At 62.3% G+C, this 23192-nt stretch carries 18 protein-coding genes; 8 read left to right on the top strand and 10 right to left on the bottom strand.

Annotated features, from left to right (window positions below; translation table 11 throughout):
* Position 1 precedes the first annotated feature (1 nt).
* Genes ASU23_RS28200 through ASU23_RS28185 form a run of 4 tightly spaced genes read right to left on the bottom strand, consistent with a single transcriptional unit; the run spans position 2 to position 4383 of the window.
* Positions 2 to 919 carry an ABC transporter ATP-binding protein gene (locus tag ASU23_RS28200; protein ID WP_058039177.1) on the bottom strand — a complete coding sequence of 306 codons (918 nt, stop codon included), beginning with the start codon at positions 917 to 919 and terminating at the stop codon, positions 2 to 4.
* Positions 916 to 1737 (bottom strand): ABC transporter permease, encoded by an 822-nt coding sequence (locus tag ASU23_RS28195; RefSeq protein ID WP_058039176.1) that lies wholly within the window; start codon positions 1735 to 1737, stop codon positions 916 to 918. Before ASU23_RS28195 ends, ASU23_RS28200 begins: the two co-directional genes overlap by 4 nt.
* Positions 1730 to 2764, bottom strand: a complete 1035-nt coding sequence (locus tag ASU23_RS28190; protein ID WP_007734398.1) for an ABC transporter permease — start codon at positions 2762 to 2764, stop codon at positions 1730 to 1732. Before ASU23_RS28190 ends, ASU23_RS28195 begins: the two co-directional genes overlap by 8 nt.
* Positions 2761 to 4383: an ABC transporter substrate-binding protein gene (locus ASU23_RS28185; RefSeq protein WP_058039175.1), complete on the bottom strand. Its 1623-nt coding sequence runs from the start codon at positions 4381 to 4383 to the stop codon at positions 2761 to 2763. The genes ASU23_RS28190 and ASU23_RS28185 overlap by 4 nt, the downstream gene beginning before the upstream one ends.
* Positions 4384 to 4554: 171 nt before the next feature.
* On the opposite strand from ASU23_RS28185, the gene purD reads away from it, so the two are divergent.
* A complete protein-coding gene (gene purD, locus ASU23_RS28180) occupies positions 4555 to 5811 on the top strand; it encodes a phosphoribosylamine--glycine ligase (protein ID WP_058039174.1) in 1257 nt (418 codons plus the stop codon).
* Positions 5812 to 6053: 242 nt separating this feature from the next.
* The gene (locus ASU23_RS28175) at positions 6054 to 7622 is read left to right on the top strand and encodes a GMC oxidoreductase (protein WP_007734403.1); all 1569 of its coding nucleotides are present in this window, start codon (positions 6054 to 6056) and stop codon (positions 7620 to 7622) included.
* Between the two features lie 74 nt (positions 7623 to 7696).
* Here ASU23_RS28175 and ASU23_RS28170 read toward each other — a convergent pair whose 3' ends face one another.
* Positions 7697 to 8209: a MarR family winged helix-turn-helix transcriptional regulator gene (locus ASU23_RS28170; RefSeq protein ID WP_231914999.1), complete on the bottom strand. Its 513-nt coding sequence runs from the start codon at positions 8207 to 8209 to the stop codon at positions 7697 to 7699.
* Positions 8210 to 8251: 42 nt separating this feature from the next.
* Here ASU23_RS28170 and ASU23_RS28165 point away from each other — a divergent pair, with 42 nt between their 5' ends.
* Positions 8252 to 9334, top strand: coding sequence for an ABC transporter substrate-binding protein (locus ASU23_RS28165; protein WP_231915000.1), 1083 nt, complete (start codon positions 8252 to 8254; stop codon positions 9332 to 9334).
* Here ASU23_RS28165 and ASU23_RS28160 read toward each other — a convergent pair.
* Positions 9270 to 10103: a phosphatase PAP2 family protein gene (locus ASU23_RS28160; protein WP_207624134.1), complete on the bottom strand. Its 834-nt coding sequence runs from the start codon at positions 10101 to 10103 to the stop codon at positions 9270 to 9272. The two genes, ASU23_RS28165 and ASU23_RS28160, sit on opposite strands and share 65 nt — an antisense overlap.
* Before the next feature lie 117 nt (positions 10104 to 10220).
* Here ASU23_RS28160 and ASU23_RS28155 point away from each other — a divergent pair, with 117 nt between their 5' ends.
* The gene (locus ASU23_RS28155; protein WP_037132434.1) at positions 10221 to 10895 is read left to right on the top strand and encodes a response regulator transcription factor; all 675 of its coding nucleotides are present in this window, start codon (positions 10221 to 10223) and stop codon (positions 10893 to 10895) included.
* 3 nt (positions 10896 to 10898) lie between these two features.
* On the opposite strand, the gene ASU23_RS28150 is transcribed toward ASU23_RS28155, so the two are convergent.
* Complete coding sequence (locus tag ASU23_RS28150; protein ID WP_058039172.1) at positions 10899 to 12287, bottom strand: HAMP domain-containing sensor histidine kinase; 1389 nt, start codon at positions 12285 to 12287, stop codon at positions 10899 to 10901.
* 82 nt (positions 12288 to 12369) lie between these two features.
* On the opposite strand from ASU23_RS28150, the gene ASU23_RS28145 reads away from it, so the two are divergent.
* Positions 12370 to 13179, top strand: coding sequence for a hypothetical protein (locus ASU23_RS28145; protein WP_054782118.1), 810 nt, complete (start codon positions 12370 to 12372; stop codon positions 13177 to 13179).
* A gap of 51 nt (positions 13180 to 13230) precedes the next feature.
* Here the strand turns inward: ASU23_RS28145 and ASU23_RS28140 are convergent, their stop codons facing one another.
* From ASU23_RS28140 to ASU23_RS28130, 3 genes are read right to left on the bottom strand one after another with little or no spacing between them, the layout of a single operon-like run.
* A complete protein-coding gene (locus tag ASU23_RS28140) occupies positions 13231 to 14628 on the bottom strand; it encodes a serine hydrolase (protein WP_042453531.1) in 1398 nt (465 codons plus the stop codon).
* A gap of 20 nt (positions 14629 to 14648) precedes the next feature.
* Positions 14649 to 18017 (bottom strand): serine hydrolase, encoded by a 3369-nt coding sequence (locus ASU23_RS28135; RefSeq protein ID WP_058039171.1) that lies wholly within the window; start codon positions 18015 to 18017, stop codon positions 14649 to 14651.
* Between the two features lie 54 nt (positions 18018 to 18071).
* Positions 18072 to 19682 carry an ABC transporter substrate-binding protein gene (locus ASU23_RS28130; RefSeq protein WP_042452661.1) on the bottom strand — a complete coding sequence of 537 codons (1611 nt, stop codon included), beginning with the start codon at positions 19680 to 19682 and terminating at the stop codon, positions 18072 to 18074.
* A gap of 162 nt (positions 19683 to 19844) precedes the next feature.
* Here ASU23_RS28130 and ASU23_RS28125 point away from each other — a divergent pair, with 162 nt between their 5' ends.
* The 3 genes from ASU23_RS28125 to purB all read left to right on the top strand — a co-directional run bounded on the left by ASU23_RS28125 (position 19845) and on the right by purB (position 23152).
* Complete coding sequence (locus ASU23_RS28125) at positions 19845 to 21005, top strand: pyridoxal phosphate-dependent aminotransferase (RefSeq protein WP_037132442.1); 1161 nt, start codon at positions 19845 to 19847, stop codon at positions 21003 to 21005.
* A gap of 64 nt (positions 21006 to 21069) precedes the next feature.
* The gene (locus ASU23_RS28120; RefSeq protein ID WP_003945736.1) at positions 21070 to 21675 is read left to right on the top strand and encodes a TetR/AcrR family transcriptional regulator; all 606 of its coding nucleotides are present in this window, start codon (positions 21070 to 21072) and stop codon (positions 21673 to 21675) included.
* Positions 21676 to 21730: 55 nt separating this feature from the next.
* Entirely contained in the window at positions 21731 to 23152 is a 1422-nt protein-coding gene (purB, locus tag ASU23_RS28115; protein ID WP_058039170.1) for an adenylosuccinate lyase, read from the top strand.
* The last annotated feature ends 40 nt before the right edge of the window (positions 23153 to 23192 follow it).

Genomic DNA, 23192 nt, shown 5'->3' with positions numbered 1-23192 from the left:
GTCAGCCCACCTTCCGCAGCGTTCGGTACGTGCGGTCACCCAATGTGACGAGTTCGGTCGGGCCACCGGATTGTTTCGACTCCGGGCGTCGTAGGTGATAGACGCACTCCTTGGGGAGATCGGTGAGTTGCGGTGGCGATCCCGGCATGGGAGTCAAACCTCTGGAAGGTAAGGCGCCGAGAAGGTCTCGGGTGTAATCGTGAAGCGGATCTTTGAACACCAGCGCGGCCGGACCGGTCTCCATGATGCGTGATGCGTACATGACGGCAAGTCGATCAGCGACACCGCTGCGGGTGAGGGATGCCAGGTCATGGGTGATGAGCAGGACCGCCGCTCCGGCGTCCGCGCACTCTCGAAGTAATCCCATGACGTGGTCGGTGAGTTCGCGGTCGAGGTTGGCGGTGGGTTCGTCTGCGACGATCACCGACGGATTCCCGGCCAGCGCACCGGCAATGGCCACGCGTTGCGCCATGCCGCCCGACAGTTCGTGCGGGTAGCAGTCCAGGGCCGACGGTTCGAGTCCGACGCGAAGTGCCAAGGCATCGCAAGTGTGATCGCTGCCGAGTGCGTCGATCGTCTCCTGTAGCTGCGATCGCGCAGTGCGGACGGGGGTGAGATGTGTTGCGGCGGATTGTGGAACGAGAGCCACGTGCCGCCCACGGAACGCGGCGCCGGAGAAGACGTCGATCTCGAGGTCCGGTGTTCCGACGGTGACCGTTCCGGTTCGAGAAGCATTCGGCGGCAACATGTTCATGACCGAGGTGGCGATGATCGACTTGCCACACCCCGATTCCCCGACAAGTGCGGTCACCGTGCCAGCTTGAACGTCGAGGTCGATGTCGCTCGCAGCGTGAACTACCGATCCTCCGAGTAGAGGGATCCTGACGGTGAGAGATTCGATGCGCAGGCCGTGGTTCACAGTCGCAACTCCGAAGGTCGAGGGGGCGTGAGCATCGACCGCAGGGCCGAACCGGCGACGGCAACTGCGACGGTGGCGATCACGAGAACTGCGGCGGGGAATACCAGCGTCCACCAACCGCCGAGGAGCAGAGAACCGCGTGCCTCTTCGAGAAGCGTCCCGAGACTGGGCTTGTGCGGGGGAAGGCCGAATCCCAGGAAGGACAACGTCGATTCGTGCCAGACGGCGTGGGGCAGCAGGAGAACGACTGCGATCAAAGCCTGTGGCGCCGTCGCCGGCACGAGGTGGCGCATGATCACGTGACGTCGACTGGCTCCCGCGAGAATGGCGGCGTCGATGTAGGGACGGTCGCGCAGACTCAAGATCTCGGAGCGGATGATCCGGGCCACTTGGGTCCAGTGGGTCAGTGCGATCGAAAGCACGATGGCGGCAATGCTTCCACGGAACATCGCGACGATGACGATGCCGAGCAACAGGTGGGGGAGTGCGTTGACGGCATCGGTGCCGCGCATGACGAACCTGTCCACCCAGCCGCCGACCAGTCCGGCCGTAGTGCCAACGGCGACGCCGATCACCGTGGCGAGCAGCGCGCAGGCGAGTGCGATCAGAAGTGAGGTTCTGATGCCTGCAGCTATGCGCACGAATAGATCTCGGCCCGCCGAGTCAGTTCCGAACGGGTGATCGAACGACGGAGCCAGGCGAGCCGCCGAGAAGTCTGTGACTCGGTCGTCGACGTCGGCCAACCATGGGACCAACGCCGCGTACAGCGCCACGAGGATCAGCACGCCGACGGCGATCTTGAAGCGTCGTTCAGCCATCGGTACTCACTCTCGGGTCGAGTACTGCAACGAGGACGTCGGCAATCAGTGAGCCGAGCATGACCGTCAATGTCGTACCGACGGTGAGGAACGCGAGCAGTGCCATGTCGAGGTCACGGGCTGACGAGACGATGGCGCCGGCGATCCCTGGCCAACTGAAGACCTCTTCCACCAGCACTGCCCCGACTATCAGCTCGGGCAGTCGCACGCCGACGATGTTCACGAAAGGCGCCAGTGAGGTCGGCAGTATGTGGCGTTTCGTGATGGTCGGCGTCGGGATTCCGCGTGCTACGGCGCCCGCGACAAATCCCTCACTTTTCGAACCCACGACGGATTCTCGGACCGCGAGTAGGAGCCACGGCATCTGCGAGATGGAGAGGACCGTCACCGGTAGGACCAAGTGCCGGATCACCTGTCCCGGTGTGGGATCGGCACCCCCGTCGGTCAACCCGGCGACCGGGAGCCAGCCGAGAGTCAACGCGAAGAGCGCGATGGCACCCAGCGACAAGACAAACGGCGGAAGTCCTTGGACCACGACGCTCAGCCCGGACACGGTCTTGTCCAAGAATCCTCCACTGCGGATTCCGGCGAGAACACCGAGTGTCAGCGAGGCGAGAATCGCGATGAGGAGTGAGATACCGACCAGCAGCAGGGTCCATGGCAGACGCTCGGAGATAACTTGGGAAACAGGCTGATTGAACGATCTGGAGATCCCGAGATCACCGGTGAACACGCCCTGGAGCCAATTCCAGTACGTGCTGTACCAGGGGTTGTCGAAACCCATCTGATCGGCGATCAACGCTTTGTCCGCGTCGCTGGTCGTCATGTATCGCGTGCCCAGGTAGCCGACAAGTGGATCGAACGGTGAGATCGCGGCGGCGGCAAAGAGTCCCGCGGACACCACGGCGATCACCGGCACGATGAACAACGCCCGCCGACCGACCATCGTGAGGATGGCCTTTCGGCGGGAGTTGCCACGGTGGTCGAGCGATTGCCTCGCGTCTACCCGAACGTCGACCGCTGTCATTGCCCTCTGGCCCACGTCTGCAGTGACCACCACGGGCCCCAGGTCACACCGTGTGAGTGTGGCTCGAGTACAGGTCCGGACATCTGCCAGTCGGAATCCTTCGAAACGTACGTATGGTCGAGGAATACGAGGATGACAAATCCGGGATCCTCGACGTACGCCTGCTGCACGTCGCGATACGCGGCGTCACGCGTTGCCTGATCCAGGCTGCGGCGTCCTACTTCCAAGCCTGCGTCGACTGCTGGATTGGAGTAGTCGCTGGCGTTGTCGTAGATGCTGCCGACCCCGGGCGCTATGTACTTCGAGTTCAGCGCGTCGTACGCCTGCGTGTCTGGATCGAAAGGTTCGTCTCCACCACCGAGAAGCGTCGAATCCTGGTTGATTCGAGGGTCTATGCGGTCCCAGGAGAGCGCTTCGAGATCCACCTCGATGCCGACAGCGAGAGCATCGGAGGCAAATGCCTGAGCGAGATCACGTCGAACGGTGTCGACGGAGTTGTACATGATCGTGAACTGCGCCCGCTGACCGTCTTTCGAACGGATTCCGTCGGAACCTTCGATCCAGCCCGCTTCGGTGAGAATTCGCTCGGCCTCGGCCGGGTCGTAGGCGAAGGTTGCGTTCGGGTTGTACGAATCGCCGTAGACCTCGGGGATCGGGGTGGCGGCGACGCGGCCGTGTCCGCCCAGGACGTTGTCGATCATCGACTGGCGATCGGCGGCGAGGTTGAGCGCCATCCGTACGGCTTTGTCGCCTGCCACGGGATTGTTCGTCGGAAGTGAGAGACCGCGCCAGTCCGCTGACTGATGGGCAGTCACCGACATGTTGTCTTTGCCCGAGAACGTATTGGCAAGCAGTGGAGGGAGATTGGTTCCGTCGATCTCGCCGGATACCATACGTTGGGCGCGGGTGTTGTCGTCCGGAACGTAGAGGAGAGTGAGCTTCTTGATCTCCGGTGCACCGTCCCAGTAGTTCTCGTTCGCCTCGAAGACCGCTCGATCCGGTGAGAGATCGACGAGTGTGTACGGACCCGTACCGACAGGTGCGGTGTTCAACGGCGATTCGGCGGCCAGTCCGGGTGTCGCGAGGGATTCCGACGGGACCATGCCGATCAGCATCTTCGTCAGCAGGGGCGCATACGAGTAGGCGAGACGAAACTCGACTGTGCTGTCGTCGACGGCCACGACGTCGCTGATCATGTCGTACGACGACCGCGCTTCGGAGGCGGAAGCCGGATCGAGGATCGCCTTGTACGTGGCAACCACGTCGTCGGCGTCGAAGGTCGACCCGTCGGAGAAGGTGACGCCGTCACGTAGCTTGACCGTCCAGACTGTCGCGTCGGCATTGGCAGTGGGCATCTCCGCGGCCAGAGACGGCTCGAATCCCGGCATGCCGGTCCCTCCGGTGAGCCGGACGAGGCCGTCGTACATCTTGGCCTCACCGGCAGCGCCGAAGCCTGCGACCGGGTTGTAGCCGCCCAGCTCGTAGCCGTCGGCCAAGACCAGGCCGTCGTTGTTGCCCGAGGAGTCGGTGCCAGTCGGGCTACTGCACGACGTGATCAGAAGTGCGCCGATTGCGGCGGTTGCGGTGAGCGTCAGAACGCCTGGTTTGTGGAGTTTCACGGGTGTCCTTTCCTTGGTGGACAGGTGTACGAAAACATCTGTTCACCTATTCAGGTATTCATATGATCTCATCTCGAAACGGATATTTCGCACAAAGGCCGAACGCTGGGACCTTGGCCCCGCCAGTGGCACTCCGAGAGCCCTGTTATCGCAGGCCGTAGTCTGTTCACCGTGCGCGTACTAGTAATCGGCTCCGGAGCCCGTGAACATGCCCTCCTTCTCTCTCTTGCTCGCGATCCAGGTGTCACGGCCCTGATCTGCGCGCCTGGCAATGCCGGGATCGCAAAAATCGCCGAGCAGCACCCCATCGACGTCGCTTCGGGTGACGCGGTTACCGCGCTGGCCCAGAAGGTCGAAGCCGACCTCGTCGTCATCGGACCCGAGGTTCCGCTGGTCCTCGGTGTCGCAGACGCGGTGCGCGCAGCAGGTATCGCCTGCTTCGGGCCTTCGGCCGACGCCGCCCGCATCGAGGGATCGAAGGCTTTCGCCAAGGACGTGATGGCTGTCGCCGGCGTCAAGACCGCTCACAGCGAGATCGTCGACAATCCGGCCAAGCTCGACGAAGCACTCGACCGCTTCGGTCCCAACTGGGTGGTCAAGGACGACGGACTGGCCGCGGGTAAGGGCGTAGTCGTCACGACGGATCGTCTCGCCGCGCGCGATCATGCCGCAGAACTGCTCGAGACCGGACACCCGGTTCTCCTCGAGTCCTTCCTCGACGGTCCGGAAGTTTCGCTCTTCTGCCTCGTCGACGGCGAAACCGTGATCCCGCTGCTCCCGGCTCAGGACCACAAGCGAGTAGGCGACGGAGACTCCGGACCCAACACCGGCGGCATGGGCGCGTACACCCCATTGCCGTGGCTGCCCGACGAGATGGTCATGCAGATCGTCGACGACGTCGTCAAGCCTGTCGCTGCCGAGTTGGTCGCGCGCGGTAGCAGTTTCTCCGGCCTTCTCTACGCCGGTCTGGCGATCGGTGTCGACGGCCCGGCCGTCGTCGAATTCAACTGCCGGTTCGGTGACCCCGAAACTCAGGCCGTGCTTGCTCTCCTCGAAACGCCGCTGGGCGGTCTACTCAATGCGGCCTCGACCGGAACACTCGATTCGGTCGGTCCGTTGCAGTGGCGCGACGGTTCCGCTGTCACGGTCGTGATTGCCGCGGAGAACTACCCGTCAACCCCACGCACCGGCGACGTGATCACCGGAGCCGACGCCGACGGAGTCCTGCACGCCGGTACCAAGAAGCGTGAAGACGGTGCCGTCGTCTCGGCCGGCGGGCGTGTGCTGAGTGTTGTCGGAGTGGGCAAGGATCTGACCGAAGCTCGCGACGACGCCTACGCAAAGATCGCCGACGTCAAGCTTCCCGGCGGTCATTTCCGCAAGGACATCGGGCTCGGCGCCGTCGAAGGTCGCATCTCAATTCCCTGACTCGTTCTTTCGGAGGGCCGGTGAACTTTCTGTTCATCGGCCCTTTTCATGGAAAATCAACGGTTCCTCGAAGTTACCCACGAGTATGGACTTCTCGTTCGGTTTCTCCCGGTATATCTCAGCGCGGGGGTCACGGAAAGAGAAGGGCACACTTGAGCATTCGCGCTGGATCCAACGAACGGCACGCACGTACCAATTCCACGCTCTCGCGTAGAAACTTCTTGGCAGCAACAGGATTAGCTGTGGGGGCCGCCGCACTCTCGTCCTCGTGGACCACGGCGGCCGCTGCGCCCAGACGAGCATTGAACGACGGTGACCGTGTCCCCGCGCTCGTGATCGGCAGTGGATACGGCGGTGCCGTTGCGGCACTTCGCCTGACACAGGCCGGTATCGACACGCACATGGTCGAGATGGGGAAGTCGTGGACCACACCAGGGTCCGACGGCAAGATCTTCTGCCCGATGCTCTCGCCCGACGGTCGGTCCTTCTGGCTCAGAGACCGTACAGTTCAACCGGTTTCACACTTCTCCGGCGGCTCGGTGGACAAGAACATCAGCCGCTACGTCGGTGTTCTCGACGCCGAGGACTTCGGCGGGATCAAGGTCTACCAGGGCCGAGGGGTCGGCGGTGGGTCGCTGGTCAACGGCGGTATGGCCGTCACACCCAAGCGTAACTACTTCGAAGAGATCCTGCCCGGTGTCGATTCCAACGAGATGTACTCGACGTATTTCCCGCGCGCGAACGCTGCGCTCGGAGTCAACAACATCGACCCGGCCTGGTTCGAATCGACCGAGTACTACAAGTTCGCGCGGACGGGGCGAAAGACCGCTGAGAGATCCGGTTACACAACAACGTTCGTGCCGAATGTCTACGACTTCAACTACATGAAGCAGGAAGCTGCCGGCCAGGTCACCAAGTCTGCTCTGGTCAGTGAGGTCATCTACGGCAACAATGCCGGAAAGAAATCTCTGGACAAGACGTACCTCGCTGCGGCATCCGCCACCGGCAAGCTCACCATTTCAGCTCTGCACGTCGTGACCTCGGTTGCCCCGGCCGCGACCGGCGGTGGCTATCAAGTGGTGATGAACCAGATCAACGAGCAGGGCAATACCGTCGGCACCAAGACAGTGACGGCGGACAAGGTCTTCTTCGCGGCCGGCAGTATCGGGACCAGCAAGCTCCTGGTCGCGATGAAAGCGCAAGGGCAGCTGGCGAATTTGCCGGGTGCAGTTGGACAGGAATGGGGTCACAACGGCAACGTGATGGTGGGCCGCGCCAATCACATGTGGGACGCCACCGGTGCGAAGCAGTCCGCGATCCCCGTGATGGGTATCGACAACTGGGCCGACACATCCGCTCCCGTCTTTGCGGAAATCGCACCCTTCCCGGCCGGTACCGAACTGTGGGTCAGCCTGTACTTGGCGATTGCCAAGAATCCGCAACGTGCTCAGTTCCAATTCAACTCGGCAACAGGCAAAGTCGGATTGAACTGGCAGCGCTCGCAGAACCAGCCGTCGATCGACATGGCGAAGAAGCTCTTCGACAAGATCAACAAGAAGGAAGGCACGATCTACCGGACCGACCTCTTCGGCCCGACGCAGACGTGGGGCGATCAGTTGACGTACCACCCCCTCGGCGGTTGTGTGCTCGGCAAGGCGACCGACGGCTACGGTCGTCTGCCGGAGTACCCGGGTCTGTACGTCATGGACGGATCCCTCGTACCGGGCAATGTGGGAGTCAATCCGTTCGTCACCATCACCGCTCTGGCCGAACGGAATATCGAGAACATCATTGCGAACGACATGAACTAGGGCGGTAACTCGTCAGCAGGTGCGGTGCGGTGCGGCAGGTGCTGCACCGCACCGCTTCTGTATGTCCCGGAGTGTCACCGCGGTGCGTGATCTCGCAATGATCGATTGACTCGGTCGAGGATACCGACGGCAGTGGTCAATGTGTCGAGGTCGCCCTCGTCGAGGGACGCCAATTCTTCGGCGAGGACACCGATGCGTAGTTCGGATCGACGGTCCCGTCGTGCGCTTCGCTCGTCCTTCACGAAAAGTGTGCTCACTCGGCCGTCCGTGGGATCGGGTCGCCGTTCGATCAGGTCTTTGTCGGAGAGTGTGCGCACCAGCGTGCTGACGGTGTTCGGGCGTCTGGAGAGGCGATCGGCCACGGCCCCGATGCGAGTGCCCGGATGGTGTGCGACATCGTGAAGTACTTCGGATTGTGCCTCTGGCAGAGTCGCGTCGGTACCCGACGTATCCATGTATTCCCGCAGCGCTCGACGCAATTCGAACGCCGCAGCGATGAGTGATCTCGATGCTTCTTCCGCGGTGGGCACGCGATCGGAGTAGCGATCGACCTCGTGTGATCCACGCCCTGGAACTGTATCTGACACAGATATAGTTTACAGTTCTTCAAAGGGTAGGGTCACCTAACCATGACGGAAGATGAAGCTGTCATGCTTCACGACGTACGGGACACGATCATGAATTTTCGAAAGAAGTCACGCAGTGTAATGCTGATCGGCGCACTGACATTGGTGGCAGCTCTCAGTGGCTGCTCGAGCGAGGACGCGTCGCCCACAGATGCCGAGATCAGTGCGTCGGCTCCGGCGGACTCTGCGTTTGTCGCTCCGCGAGAAGTCCTGGTTGGAATGGGGAGCGGAAAGTCGGACGGCGAGTTCCCTCGTACCGTCTCACACTTCAAAGGGGACACCACGATCGAATCGCAGCCCGAAAAGGTTGTCGTCATCTCGACCGGGCAAGCAGATGCTCTCCTGTCGCTCGGTGTCGTGCCCGCAGGTTCGACGCGTGGTGACGGTGCGGACCTGGTGCCTCCGTACTTGTTGTCTGCATACCCCGAATTCCGTACTCAGCTAAGTGATGTCGTTGACGCAGGTGGACGCTTCACACCGAATTTCGAAGCGATCGTCACGCTCGATCCTGACCTGATCTTGATGAATGTTGCAGGAAAGGACGCTGATTCGCTGTACGACCAGCTTTCTGCCATCGCACCCACGGTGGCAACACAGGGAACCGGCGTCTACTGGAAGCAGGACTTCCTGCTGGTTGCCGACGGGGTAGGTAAGACGCAGCAGGCGACGGTACTGCTGGATACCTTCAATACCGATGCCGCGGCCCTCGGTGCTTCCCTCTCGTCGCCGCCGACGGTGTCGTTCACGCGCCAGAACGGAAATCGTCTGCGCATCTTCGGTATTCCTTCGTTCACCGGCAGTATCGCCGAGGATGCCGGCTTGACCCGTCCGCAGTCGCAGCAGTTCGACGACACTTCCCGAGACATCAGTGAAGAAGAGTTGAACGTGGCGGACGCCGACTGGATCTTCTACGGCGTGCAGGGCGGGGACCCGGCGACATTGACGAACGCGCCGTTGTGGGCGCAGTTACGTGGTGTGGTCGCCAACCACGCCGTCGCTGTTGACGATGACGTCTTTTACCTCAATACCGGGCCGACTGCGGCTCGTGAAGTGCTGAAGGTTCTGCAGAGCGCATTGCAGCAGTAGTCGATTCAGCTTGGTTGTGAGTGCCGACGAATCGGAAGAGGGCTCCACCCACCGTGACTGCAAGCGTCGCGAGAATGGCTCCGGCGATGACGTCGGTGAGCCAGTGCGCACCCAAGTAGAGGCGAGTCAGCGCGACGACGACGGTGACCGTCACGGCGAGGAGCATCAGAAGGCGTTTGACGGCCGGTGTTCGGTCGACGCTCACAACGAGAACGGCAATGCCGAACAGCGCTGCTGTGCCCGTCACGTGACCGGAGGGGAACGAGTGGCCGGTCTCGAGAAGAACCTGGATGTTGGTCGGCGGACGTTCGCGACCGACGAGCGCTTTGATTACCGTGCTGGCGACCGCCGCCCCGCCAACGGTTCCGATCACGATCAAGCCCGGAACGACCGAACGCGCACGCCATGAGATGAGCACTCCGCAGGTGATCCCGAGTAGCGCGGTGGCGACCGGGCTACCGAGATCTGTGACGGCGACCGCGATCTGGTTCAGGGCGCCGCTCCGATGATCGACCATCCAGTCGGTCACCGGCCCGTCGAAGCTCGTCAACCACCCGCTTCCATACACCTGGATCGACAGCGTCACCAGTGCAAGCACGAGTCCGCACGTGCGAAGGGCTGTAGACCGAACGCCGGAAGCTCGGTAGATCGAACCGAACGCGAACAGAGCTGCGGCCACCACGATTGCGGCGACCGCGATCTCTGCGGTGGTGCTCTCGGTCAGGACTTCGGTGACCACGTTTCGCACGGTCGACACAGTTGCAGGCATGAATGCAGTGTGACGAGCCGAAGCTGAAGAAACGCTGAACGGAACTCGGCTCTGGGTCTACCGTCTGCTCTACTGGGTGCATCCGAACAACTGCGTGGCGACGAAACGGGGCCGGTGGTGCGAGTACTGGTGGTCGAAGACGAAGTGCGCCTGGCCGAGACGATCCGGCGGGGATTGGTGGCCGAGGGATTCGTGACCGCCGTCGAACTCAACGGTGACGACGGATTCGCGACTGCGTGCAGTGACGAATTCGACGTGATCGTTCTCGACATCATGTTGCCGGGCAAACACGGGTACGACATCGTGCGGGATCTACGCGCCCGGGAGATCTGGACGCCGATCCTCATGCTCTCGGCAAAGGACGGCGAATACGACCTGGCTGATGCATTCGATCTCGGCGCCGACGACTACCTGGTCAAGCCATTCTCGTTTGTCGTGCTTCTCGCTCGGCTGCGCGCACTGGTGCGTCGCGGCGCTCCACAACGTCCGGCGATACTCTCCGTTGGAGACCTGTCCCTCGACCCGGCCAAACATCAGGTGAGCAGAGCGGGAATCGAATTGACCCTGACGCCAAGGGAGTACAGCGTTCTCGAATTCTTGATGCGCAACAATGGTGTGGTGGTCACGAAGACCGAGATCGTTCGCTCTGTCTGGGACACCAACTACGAAGGTGACGAGAACATCGTCGAGGTGTATATCGGTTACCTTCGTAAGAAGCTCGACCTCCCGTTCGGAACTCAGAGCATCGAAACGGTCCGAGGCGTCGGGTACCGCTTTGTCGGCACTGCCTGATCGTCAGTCGTTCGGTACCGGAATCGTCACCTCGAATCGACTTCCACCGCCCGCCCTCTCGCTGACGGAAATGGTTCCGTGGTGCGCCGCAACTATTTCCGACGCGATGGCGAGTCCAAGTCCGGACCCGCCTCCCTGCCTCGACCGCGGCTGGTCCAGGCGGACGAAGCGTCCGAAGATTCGTTCGCGTTCTGCTGCAGGGATTCCGGGCCCGTCGTCCTCGATCACTATGTGGGCTTCGTTTCCGGCTTCGGAGCACTCGAGATACACGAGGGTCTCCGCATGCCGCACTGCATTGTCCACGAGGTTTCGCACCATCCGCGTCAATGCTCTCGGGTCTCCGGAGACCCGAACCGGAGCCACGGCAGCGGCGACCGTAACTGCGGAGATACCGTCGATCCTTTTCTGCTCGGCGAACAAGATGTCATCGAGGTCGACGTCGACGACGATGCCGAACTTTTCGAGTTCGCTTTCGTCAGAGCGCGCGAGAATCAACAGGTCTTCGATCAACTGCCGCATCCGGCGCGCCTCGGGAAGTAGTGCGTCTTCGATCAGCGCGTTGTCGAGGAGATCCGGGCGTCGGTGTGCCAGTTCGAGGGCCGTCGTGATCGTGGACAGCGGACTGCGTAACTCGTGTGAGGCATCGCTGACAAATCGTTGCTGGGCCAGCGCACCTTCGTCGAGGCGCGCCAGCATGTCGTTCATTGTTGTTGCCAGTCGGGCTATCTCGTCGTTCCCTGACGGGACAGGCACTCGTTCACCTTGACGCCCACTCGAAATCGATGCTACCCGAGCGCGGATGCGTTCGACGGGAGCGAGGGCCGAACCGACGAGGCGGTAGGTGGCAAACGCTGCCAGCCCCAGGACCAGAGGTCCGACGATGGCCAGCAGAACGGCAACGGTCGTCACCACGGTTTCAACCGGTTCGCGGTCGGCGCCGACGAAGACGGTGACTGGTCCGGTCGCCGTCTGAGCGCCTCGCCCGATCAGCCAGTAGTCCTCGTCGTCGGACTTCTTGACCCTTCCGAGAGCGTCCGACTCGTCAGGGCCGAGAAAACGTTCGGACAGGAGGTCGCTGTCGGTTCCAGGTGATTGGGCGACTATTCGGTGATCGGCGTCGACGATCTGCACGATTCCGATCTGACTGTCTGTGGACAGAAGCGAAGGGTCGAGATCGGCCGGGTTTTTTCCGTTGAGCTGCTGGACCAATTGCGTGGCGCGAGCGTCGGAGCTGTTCAGCGCGGACAGATGCAGGGAGTTTGCCAGCACGAAAACCAGTGCAAGCCCGGCGATCACCAGGCAGAAGGCGATCACGAGTGTCGAAGCCACGGTCGACCGCGCGCGCACGCTCCACCGGGACGGGTGCAGAATCGACGAGGCAAGATGCTCCATGACGTCCAGTCTGTACTCTCCGGCGCAATCGCGGCGAACGTTCTCAGCTTCCCTTCAACAACCAGGTGCCACGCTGGCCGACATGGCGTTCACGCGTGAAATGGCGAGCAAGGTCCCAGAGGTCACACTGTACTTCTGGCTGATCAAGATTCTGGGCACGACGGTGGGGGAGACTGCCGCGGATTCACTCGACGCGGATCTAGGTATCGGACTGATCGGCACCGCTGCGTTGACTTCGGTGTTCTTGGTCGTCGCGCTGATCATCCAGTTCACGCGGAAACAGTATGTACCGTGGATTTATTGGCTGGTGGTAGTTCTGATCAGCGTAGTCGGAACGCTCATCACCGACATTCTGACCGACGATCTCGGTGTACCGCTCGAAGTGAGTACGGGAGTCTTTGCGGTTGCCCTGGCCGCTACGTTCGGGATCTGGTTTGCCAGTGAACGGACGTTGTCCATCCACAGTATTCGCACGCCGAAGCGCGAAGCGTTCTACTGGTTCGCCATCCTGTTCACATTTTCACTGGGAACGGCGGCAGGAGACTTGATTGCCGAACAGGTGGACCTGGGGTATGCGAAGTCTGCTGTGTTGTTCGGCGTCGTGATCGCCGTAGTGGCCGCCGCGCACTTCGGCCTGAAACTCAATGCTGTACTTGCATTTTGGATCGCTTATGTTGTCACTCGTCCATTGGGAGCGTCCATCGGTGACCTGTTGACCCAAGACCGAGATGAGGGCGGCTTGGGATTCGGGCCGACGGTGGTGAGCATTGTCTTCACGATCGTGATCGTCGCGCTGGTCGCCTTTCTCACTGGCACCAAAGTCGATGTTCTGCCAGAACCGAGCAATGAACGGCAGCCCGCAGACGCAAAAACGGGTGACGCGGTCCGGTGAGATCGGCGAGTTCGATCGCACTTGTTCGGACCGCGTCACCCGTCTAGAGGATCAAGCCACTCGCTTGGCGGTGCGGCCGCCGAATTCGAGCATCACGGCGCGACCGGTGTCGTCGGTGACGAAGCGTCCCAACGCCCGGGTGGTGTCGGCGCGCGCAGCGAAGTCACGGTCGTTGAGGAAGGCGATCGGGATTGCCGGCGGCCAGACGATGTCCTCGTATTCACCGAGATCCTGCGCGCTGCCCATCCGGATGCCGATTCCCTCGTCACCGGGGGCGACGGTCATCGTCAGTGAGCCGGCCTGATACTTGCCCAGGACTGCGTCGACGGCAGCGGGTTCGGGCTCGACCACGTCGAGGGATGCCGGCGTGGGTAGTTCAGTGAGGTTGGCCATGCACCAGTCGACGATCTTCTTGCCGATTCCGCCGCCGAGGGCGTTGGTCAGCACGGTGACGGCGAAGTTCTTCTCGGGCACTGTCATGAACTCGGAGACCTGGAGGTTGCTCACGTTTCCGCCGTGCCGCACTACCTGTGTGGTTCCGTATCGAGTCAACAGCCATCCCAGGCCGACTTCTTCGAACATCATCGCGGCGGGACGCTGCGGCTTCTGCATCAACAACCGGGTGGACTCGTCGAGCGGTTGTCCTTCGCCGGGGTGTTCGCCAGACAGTGCGTAACGTGCCCAGACGAGTTGGTCTCGCACCGAGGACCACATTCCGCCGCAAGGGATCATGCCGCGGTCCAGCCCGGTTTCGTTGGACACGAACGGCACACCGTCGCGGATGTAGTGACCGAGTGCGAACCGGTGGGTCATCACGTCCCAGGGCAGGAAGGCCGAGTTCTTCATGTCGAGGGGGTCGAGCACGCGCTGCTTGACCAGCTCTTCGAAGGTCAGTCCGCTGATCTTGGCCACGACATGTCCGGCGAGAACGAATCCGGAGTTGCTGTAGGAGAAGACTTCTCCGACGGGAAATTCTTGTCGCAGTTCGTTCAGCCGTGAAACCGAGCGTCCCAGGGCGTCTTCGCCCCAGCCTGCCGAGAGGCCCGCGTCGCCGGTGAATCCGCCGGTGTGGGTGAGGAGGTGACGCATCGTGACTGTGCGCGTGGCTGTTTCGTCGGCGAAGGTCAGTTCGGGGACGTACTCGACCAACGGGGTGTCGAGATCGAGTAGGCCGTCCTCGACGAGTGCCATCGCGGCTGTTGCGGCGAACACCTTTGTGGTGGAGCCGATCATGAACATCGTCTTGTCGGTGACCGGGAGTTGGGTTTCGACGCTCTCGATGCCACTGGTGACGACGATGTCCTTGTCGCCGTGCACGATGCCGACCGAGACGCCGGGGATGTTTGCCTCGACCCTCCACTGATCGACGAGTTCTTGAAGCTGTTCTTGCATCTTTGATTCCTCGAGTTCGCTGGCGTTCTGTGTTTCGGCGTTCTGTGTTTCCGTCATCGTATGTGTATCGGTCATCGTCACGCGTTAACCCGTGGTAGGAAGCGGAATCCGACGTACACTCCGTCTCGGTGCGGCCGTACCGTCGTCCAACCGGCGGCCCCGGGTTGACGGGTGGTCCAGGTCCCCGGGATCTGCGACGGTACGAGAGTGGCTACCGTTGCAGGCTTCTTCGGAGCTGTTTCGTCTTCCTCGGGATTCGGGATTACGTCGCCGATGACGGTGATCACGGCCTCGTCAGCGGACTCTCCACGACGGAACTCGATTGCTATCCCGCCCGAGCTGTACTTTCCCAGAACCGAATCCGGAATCGACTCCACACTCGCGGGGTTCGGGGCGAGGGCTTGCGGAGGTTCGAGTCCGACCAACGCGGCCGCGGCTTCGGTGAAGAGATCACGGTAGAGGCCGTCGGCCTTGCCGCCGCTGGTCAGCAGTGCGATCGCGACATTGTGGCGGGGGAAGATACGCAGATATGCGTGCTGCCCGATGGTGCTGCCGTCGTGCCCGAAAATCTCTTCGCCCGACCAGGTTTCGTGGAACCAGCCCAAGCCCCAACCCGACTTGTCCGGGAACAGTTCGCTGATGTCGATTTCGGGTGTGCGCATCGCGGCGGCTGACTTTTCCGACACGATCCGTGCGCCGTCGACGCTCTGTCCTTCGAGAAGACCGAGTTCCGCGAACGTGAGTAGATCTCCGATGCTGGCAGTGATGCAACCCGCGGGCCCCATCGAGCGCGTGATCGGCCAGACGGGCATCACGACGGAGTTCCCCGTATGACCCGCTGCCACAGAGTATCTCGGTGTATCTCCGGTCAACGTGAGTGTGTGCGCGAGGCCGAGCGGATCGATGATCCGCTCCTTGAGGATGTCGTCCCAGATGCCGCCGCGAAGAACCTCGACGATACGAGCTGCAAGGACGTACGCGGAGTTCGAGTACGCGAAGCCGTCCTCGAGTGGATGAACCTGACGGAAGTCACGCAGGCCCTCGACGTAGCGTTCGACGACGTCGTCGCCGCGACCCTTGTCGATGAACAGGTCACCGTCGATTCCGTTGCGATGGTTCAGAAGTGCGCGAACCGTGATGCGGGCAGCTGTTTCCTCGTCCTGCAGTGCGAAATCGGGCAGAATCGACCGGACGGTCGCGTCCAGGTCGAGCAAGCCTTCGTCGACAAGCTGCATGACCAGCATCGCGGTCCATACCTTGGTGATGGATCCGATCTGGAACAGGGAGTCGGTGGATACCTCGACCCCGGTGTCTGCATTGATCACGCCGGAAGCCACCGTCGTACGGGTGATTTCCTTGCCGTTGGAATCGAGTGTGAGAATACCGAATTGAGCACCGGTGACGCCGTAACGCTCACACAGTACGTCCAGCGAACGCTTCCACGCGTCGGCTCCGGCAGACGCGTTGGCCAGGCCGGTCTTGGGCAGCTTCGCGGAGGTGTATCGCTTGACCCATTCGATGAGTCGTGTGCTGTAGTCGATTCGGTGCGAGATCGAGCCGTTGACGAGGAACCCGTGGCTTGCACCGGGATACGCCACCAGACGGGTGGGTACGTGCTGCTGGCGCAGTGCGGCGAACCAGGCCTCGGCTTGACCCAGCGGGCACCGCTCGTCCGACTTTCCGTGCAGGATCAGCGTCGGGGTCACCACGTTCTTCACGGCGGCGAGCGGTGAGGCTGCCAGGAGCCCCGCGGAGTTCTCGGGAACAGTCGTGCCGGTGGCGAGTGACGCGAGGTGCGGACCGAAATCGCAGACTCCGGCCATGGCGTTGAAATCGCAGATCAGCCCGCCGGCAACCGCAGCGGCAAAACGATCCGTCGCGGACGTCAGGTGACACGTACTGTATCCGCCGTAGCTGTACCCGGTGATCGCCAGACGGTCCCCGTCGACAAGTCCCTCGGCGACAAGCGCGTCGATCGGCTCGAGGAAGTCGGCTTGGTCGGAGGTACCCCAGGCGCCGTTGACGGCGTACATGAAGTCTGCGCCGTACCCGTCCGACCCACGTGGATTGAGGGTCAGGATGCGCCAACCCTGGGCGGCGAGAACCTGGTGGGCGGGGTGATAGGTATCTGCAACGCCGGTCCACGCGTTGTGCGGTCCGCCGTGAATGTCGAGCAGAAGAGGTGCAGCGCCACTGGTTTCGGGAGCGGACAGCAACCAACCATGCACGGTGCGGCCGTCGGAGATGGTGAACTCGCGTTCCTCGGCGGCAAACAGTGTCACCTCGGGGAGTGCTTCTGCGGTGAATTTCGTCAGCGTGGTGACCGCGCCGCTGTCGAGATCGACGAGTGCGACCTCGCCGAAGGACTGCTGCGTGGTGACGATGACGGAGGCGACGCGGGCGTCACGGGCAACGGAGAGCGCCGAGACGACCTCGTTGGGATTGGCGACGAGGGATCGAGAGGTGCCGGTTTCGATGTCGGCCGCGTACAGATGCGTCCATCCACGATCGCGTAGGCAGAACACGATTTCGTCGCGAGTATTCGACAGTGCCGGTGTGCCGCCGGGGTAACCGGGTGCACCGGGCATCACGTTGCGATCGAGATGAGCTGTGAGGGTGACGTCGACCGGTGTCTCGGTTGGGCCGGGGACGGACAGCCGGATCAGGTCTGCAGTTCCGACACGGACCTCGGGAGTGCCGATGGCGACGACCGAATCTCCCTGCGGATGCCACAGTGTGGAGCCCTGCACTCCGGTGGCATGACCGAGTCGCTGCGGGGGAACCGACAGATCGTCGACGAGGATGCGGTAGGCGCTGAACGTGAGGTTCAGATCGCTGTCCGGTTCGAGATTCGCGGTGAAGGCAAGGGCCGTGCCGTCGGGTGACCAGGACGGAACGTCTGCATTCCAATCACCGTCGGTGAGCCGTCGAACTGCCTTCGTCTCCAGATCGACGGTGTGCAGGTGGCGCCGGAAGGTGCCGAGCCAACCGGCACCGTCCACCTTGTATCCGAGTCGGTCGGTGACGATGGGAGCATTCGGATCGGTGGAGTCCGAACGTGAGACCACAGCGGCGAACGCGATGGCATTTCCGTCCGGGCTCCAGGCCGCTGCACCGGCGCCGAGGGGGAGTGATGCTGCTGTGGTGAGAGTTTCGGCCTCGCCACCGGCGAGCGGGATCAGGTGCAACTGCGCGGAGTCGCCGACCTTACGCAGGAAGGCAATCGACGTTCCGTCCGGAGAGAACCGCGGGGCCGAATCGGCGGGCCCTGCGGTGAGGCGACGAGCCTGGGAATCGCGGGACACCGCCCAGAGCGATGTAGTTGCCTTTCCGGCAACAATTTCCGAGCGAACGAAGACGACCACGGCGCCGTCGGGAGAGATTGAGGTCTCAGTGGGTGTGACCACACGGTGGAGGTCGTCGAGAACAAATGGACGGTCAGTCATGTAGATCCTTCGAATCGGAGAAATAGATGCAGACGTAAAGCTTTGTCTTCCGGCTTATTTCAGAACGCGAATGCCAGGGCCGGCCAGGGTGCCGCCAACTGGTGCATACAGGGCCGTTGCGCCGTTGAAGAACATGAAGTTCGGCGACGTGGACACCGGAATGACGTCGGACGAGGTGAACAGTGCTTGTTCCGCTTCCTTCCACACCGAGCAGGATTCCTGCCCGGGCAGAACCGAGGCCTTCGCCGCCAGTTCGGCGTACTTTTGATTGTCGATCGATGCGAAGTTGACACCCGACGGTGGGGTGGGGCCGGCGAAGTACGGAACGAAGATGCTGGGGGTATCGCTCTGGACGGTCAGTCCGATCGAGATCGACCATGACGTCAGGTCTTTCGCTGCGAATGTGTTGGAAATGATGAAGTTGTTGTCACCACCACGAAGCTCTACCTTCGCACCGAGCTCCTGCCACTGCTTCATCGCGTATTCTGCTGCTGCAGAGGTAGTGTCGCGGTAGTTCGCAAAGATGACCGTCAATTGCAGCGCTTGACCGTCCTTGGTCAGGACACCGTCGGATCCGGGCTTCCAACCGGCGTCCGCAAGAGTCTTTTTCGCAGCGGCCATGTCGAACTTCGGAACTACACCGGTGACGCTGTCGAAGTCACACGCCCGCGGATCGACTACTGCCAGTGCCGTAGCTCGTGAGCCTTTGCCACCGGTGTTGATGTCCGTGTAATCGTCGAGATCGATCGCTTGCACGAGTGCGGTGCGTACGGCTTCGTCCTTGGTGGGGAGAGCCGCATTGTGGTTGAAGATGAACTGTCCGCTCAGGGTGTTGGACGTCATCGACTCGAGGCCTGAAGCTTCCACACGTTCGATATCCGCGCCGGCAACCGGGGCCGCGTTGACCGTTCCGGTGAGGACAAGATTCGCCGTCGTCGCGGCGTCGGTCACGACCTTGATCGTGACCGTCTTGGGCACTCCGAGCGTGTCCGACGTGGTTTCGCCGTTCGGCCCCCAGTTGTATCCGTCGCGGCGTTCGAGCGTGACGTGATCGTTGGCCACTACTTCGGTGATCTTGAACAGTCCGGTTCCGTTGCTGCTGCCTCGAACACTGGCAGGGTCGTCGAGGGCTGCCTGGCACGCCATCTTGAGAGCGCCGATGCGCTCGAGGAGGAAGGGCGCGGGTTCCGTTGTCTTGATCGTGAGCTCGTCACCATCAGCGGTTGCTACCGCAGTTTCGGGTACGGATGCTCCCAACCACGGCGAGCCGTTGGTCGTGTCGACGACCCAGTTGATGTTGTTTGCCGCTGTCTGGGCAGTGAAGGTCGTGCCGTCTTCACACGTGATCCCCTTTTTGAGGGTGAAGTTCAGCGAAGTTCCGTTCTCGCTCCATTTTTCGGCCAGATACGAGCCCGCTGCGCGGGTTTTGGGGTCGATGGCCAACAACGAGTCGTTCGTATAGCTGTTGATCGCCTGCGTGGCAGTCAGATTGGTGATCAGGGGATGAAGGTTGCCGGGATCGGTGTTCACGATCGTGGTGAAACTGCCGTCCTTCGCGTAGTCGCCGGAAGAATTGCCGCCAGGATCAGAGGTGCTTCCGCACGAGGCAACCGTGAGAACGCCGATCGTGACCAGAGCCGCAGTGGGCACTGAGCGAGCTTTCATCTGATGCACCTTTTGATCGAAGGAAGTCGTTGATCAATGTTGCGCGAGGGACGTGGCCCAGGTCTCGTTGAATCGACTCATGCTGAGCGCCTGAATCTGTCGGATCGTCACAATGGGTGGTCGTCGTTTCTTGCCGCACCACGGTTCGACTACCGTCGGAGTGTGCGCTCAGAATCTCGTCGATCAGATATCCAGACCTTCCATGTCATGGATGTATGGAAGGCCGCGACCGAACGTCAGCGGACACATGGTGACGTCCTGACCTTGGCGGCAGGTCAACCGTCGACGCCCGCGCCGGCACCGGTGCTACGTGCGACGCGAGAGATTCTGGGCACCGAACTACTCGGGTATACCGAGACTTTCGGGATCCTGCAGCTACGCGAGGCTATTGCGCGCTACCACAGCGAGCGATCGGGAATCGCCGTCGACGCCGAAGACGTGGTGGTGACGACCGGTTCGTCCGGGGCGTTCACCTTGCTCTTCCTGGCCGCGTTCGACGAGGGCGACACCGTGGTGGTTGCTCGACCCGGATATCCCGCGTACCGCAATACCCTTGCCGCTCTCGGCTGCAACGTCGTCGAACTCGACTGCGGGCCGGCAACTCGATACCAGCCGACAGTGGAAATGCTCGAGGCTTTGCCGTCGCCGCCTGCCGGTCTGATCGTCGCGAGCCCGGCAAATCCCACGGGCACGGTGATCTCGCCCGAGGAGCTCGCTGCATTGGCGACGTGGTGCGAGCAGCACGGAACTCTTCTGATCTCGGACGAGATCTACCACGGCATCGGATACGGCGATCAGCACACGTCGAGCGCCTGGGAGACCTCACGCGAATCCGTCGTGATCGGCTCGGTGTCCAAGTACTTCTCGATGACGGGTTGGCGACTCGGGTGGATGTTGGTGCCGACCTATCTTCGGCGCCCGCTGCAGAGACTCGCGTCGAACATGACCGTGTGTCCGCCCGCGATCTCTCAGTACGCCGCCGTCGAGGCATTCTCGGACGAGGCGAAGGTCGAGTTGGACGGGCACGTTCAGCGGTACGCCGTCAATCGTGAACTGTTGTTGACCGGGTTGCCGAAACTGGGCATCACCGAGTTGGCTCCCGCCGACGGTGCGTTCTACGTCTACGCGGACATCGGCCATCTGTGTGGCGACGAGGGCGCCACCGCGTGGTGTGCCCGGTTGCTGACAGATACCGGGGTCGCGCTGGCACCCGGAATCGATTTCGACACCGTCCACGGAAACCGGATGGTCAGACTCTCGTTCGCGGGTGCGACAGCAGACATCCAGGAGGCACTGGCCCGCCTCGAGAAGTGGCTCGGGTAACAAACAGCAGGGTCTTCGAGCTGTTTCGCCATGCGGAGGTGCCCTCTGCTGGCACGATGTCGTGGTGTCTTCTGCAGCTACGCCCAAGGGCGAACGACGTCGCCAAGCTCTGGTGGCGTCCGCTGCTGAACTTTTGCTGGAGGGCGGGTTCGACGCCGTTCGTCACCGAGCGGTGGCAACCAGAGCTGACCTTCCACTGGCTTCGACGACCTATTACTTCGACTCACTCGACGATCTGATCGCGTGTGCCGTCGAGCTCAACGGCAACGCCGACATGGAAGCGATGCGCGCCAGAGTGGCTGCGGTGACCCAACGTCGGCGGGGCGCGGAATCAACCGTCGAACTGTTGGTCGAGCTGCTGCTCGGAGACGAAGAGAAGCGGCCGGAGAGCCGCGAGCGTTTGATCTCGCGCTACGAACGATTCGTCGCGTGTGCCCGTCATCCCGCACTTCGTGACGTGCAGTTGCGCCTACGAGCCCAGCTCGACGACCTGTTGACCGATGCGCTTCGACGCTCGGGCCGCTCCGCTCCCGAGGGGCAATTGCGCCGTCTCGTCGCGATGGTCGACGGTGCGATGATCACGGCTCTGGGGGAGTACGACCCGGACCCACGGGGGTTGGCCAGGGGAATGCTCTTGGAATCGATCGACGTGATGGCGCCGCCGGTCTAGCTCGGTCTCTATCGGGGGTAACGGCACTGCTCGGCCACCGTTAGACTGAGGCCTCGTGAGCCGCATCCCGAATGTCCTTGCCAACCGCTACGCCAGCCCGGAGCTTGTTGCTCTGTGGTCTCCCGAGTACAAGATCGTGCTCGAGCGTCAATTGTGGGTGGCGGTGTTGCGTGCGCAGGCAGAGCTGGGCATCGACATTCCGGCCGACGCCATCGACGACTACGAGCGTGTCATCGACAACGTCGACCTCGAGTCCATCGCGGACCGCGAGCGGGTCACCCGCCACGACGTGAAGGCACGCATCGAGGAATTCAACGCACTTGCCGGGCACGAGCAGGTCCACAAGGGCATGACCAGCCGCGACCTCACCGAGAACGTCGAGCAGCTGCAGATCGTGCGTTCTCTCGAACACGTCTACAGCCACGGCATCGCCGTCGCCGCCCGTCTGGGTGAGCGCGCTGCCGAGTACTCGTCCATCGTTATGGCCGGCCGCTCGCACAACGTCGCAGCTCAGGCCACCACCTTGGGCAAGCGTTTCGCTTCGGCCGCCGACGAGCTGCTGGTTGCACTGACGCGTCTGCGCCAGCTGATCGACCGGTACCCGCTTCGTGGGATCAAGGGCCCGATGGGGACCGCTCAGGACATGCTCGACCTCCTCGACGGCGATGCGGCCAAACTCGAGCAGCTCGAAGCGAAGGTTGCGGAGCACCTCGGATTCGCTCACGTGTTGACCAGCGTCGGCCAGGTGTACCCGCGTTCCCTCGACCACGACGTCATCTCCGCGCTCGTTCAGGTCGGCGCGGGCCCGTCGTCGTTTGCACACACGATCCGCCTGATGGCCGGCCACGAGTTGGTCACCGAAGGCTTCCAGCCCGGCCAGGTCGGCAGCTCGGCGATGCCGCACAAGATGAACACCCGCTCGTGCGAGCGAGTCAACGGACTTCAGGTGATCCTGCGCGGATACGGCTCCATGGCAGCCGAGCTTGCGGGTGCGCAGTGGAACGAGGGCGACGTCTTCTGCTCCGTCGTGCGCCGCGTCGCGCTTCCGGACGCGTTCTTCGCGATCGACGGCATGTTCGAGACCTTCCTGACCGTGCTGATCGAGATGGGCGCGTACCCGGCCGTCATCGAGAAGGAACTGACCAGGTATCTGCCGTTCCTCGCCACGACGCGCGTGCTCATGGCCGCCGTCCGCGCCGGCGTCGGACGCGAGACCGCACACGAGGCGATCAAGGAGAATGCCGTCGCAGTTGCGCTGGCGATGCGTGAAGAGGGCAAGGAGCCCGACCTGCTCGATCGCCTTGCCGCCGACGACCGTTTGCCGCTCGACCGCGTTGCACTCGACGAGGCCCTGGCCGACAAGGCTGCTTTTGTCGGTGCCGCTTCGGCTCAGGTCGATGCCGTTGTCGCCGAGGTGCAGAAACTTGTCGACGCCAACCCCGAAGCTGCGGCGTACGCGCCGTCGCCGATTCTGTAAGGGCTACGCCCCGTGCGCCTTTTCGGTGGTCACCACTACC

It is taken from the genome of Rhodococcus sp. KB6 (genome assembly GCF_001445685.1).
Lineage (GTDB): Bacteria > Actinomycetota > Actinomycetes > Mycobacteriales > Mycobacteriaceae > Rhodococcus_F > Rhodococcus_F qingshengii.
Note: the sequence above shows the minus strand (reverse complement) of the source record. Positions and strands in the feature narration are given on the sequence as shown.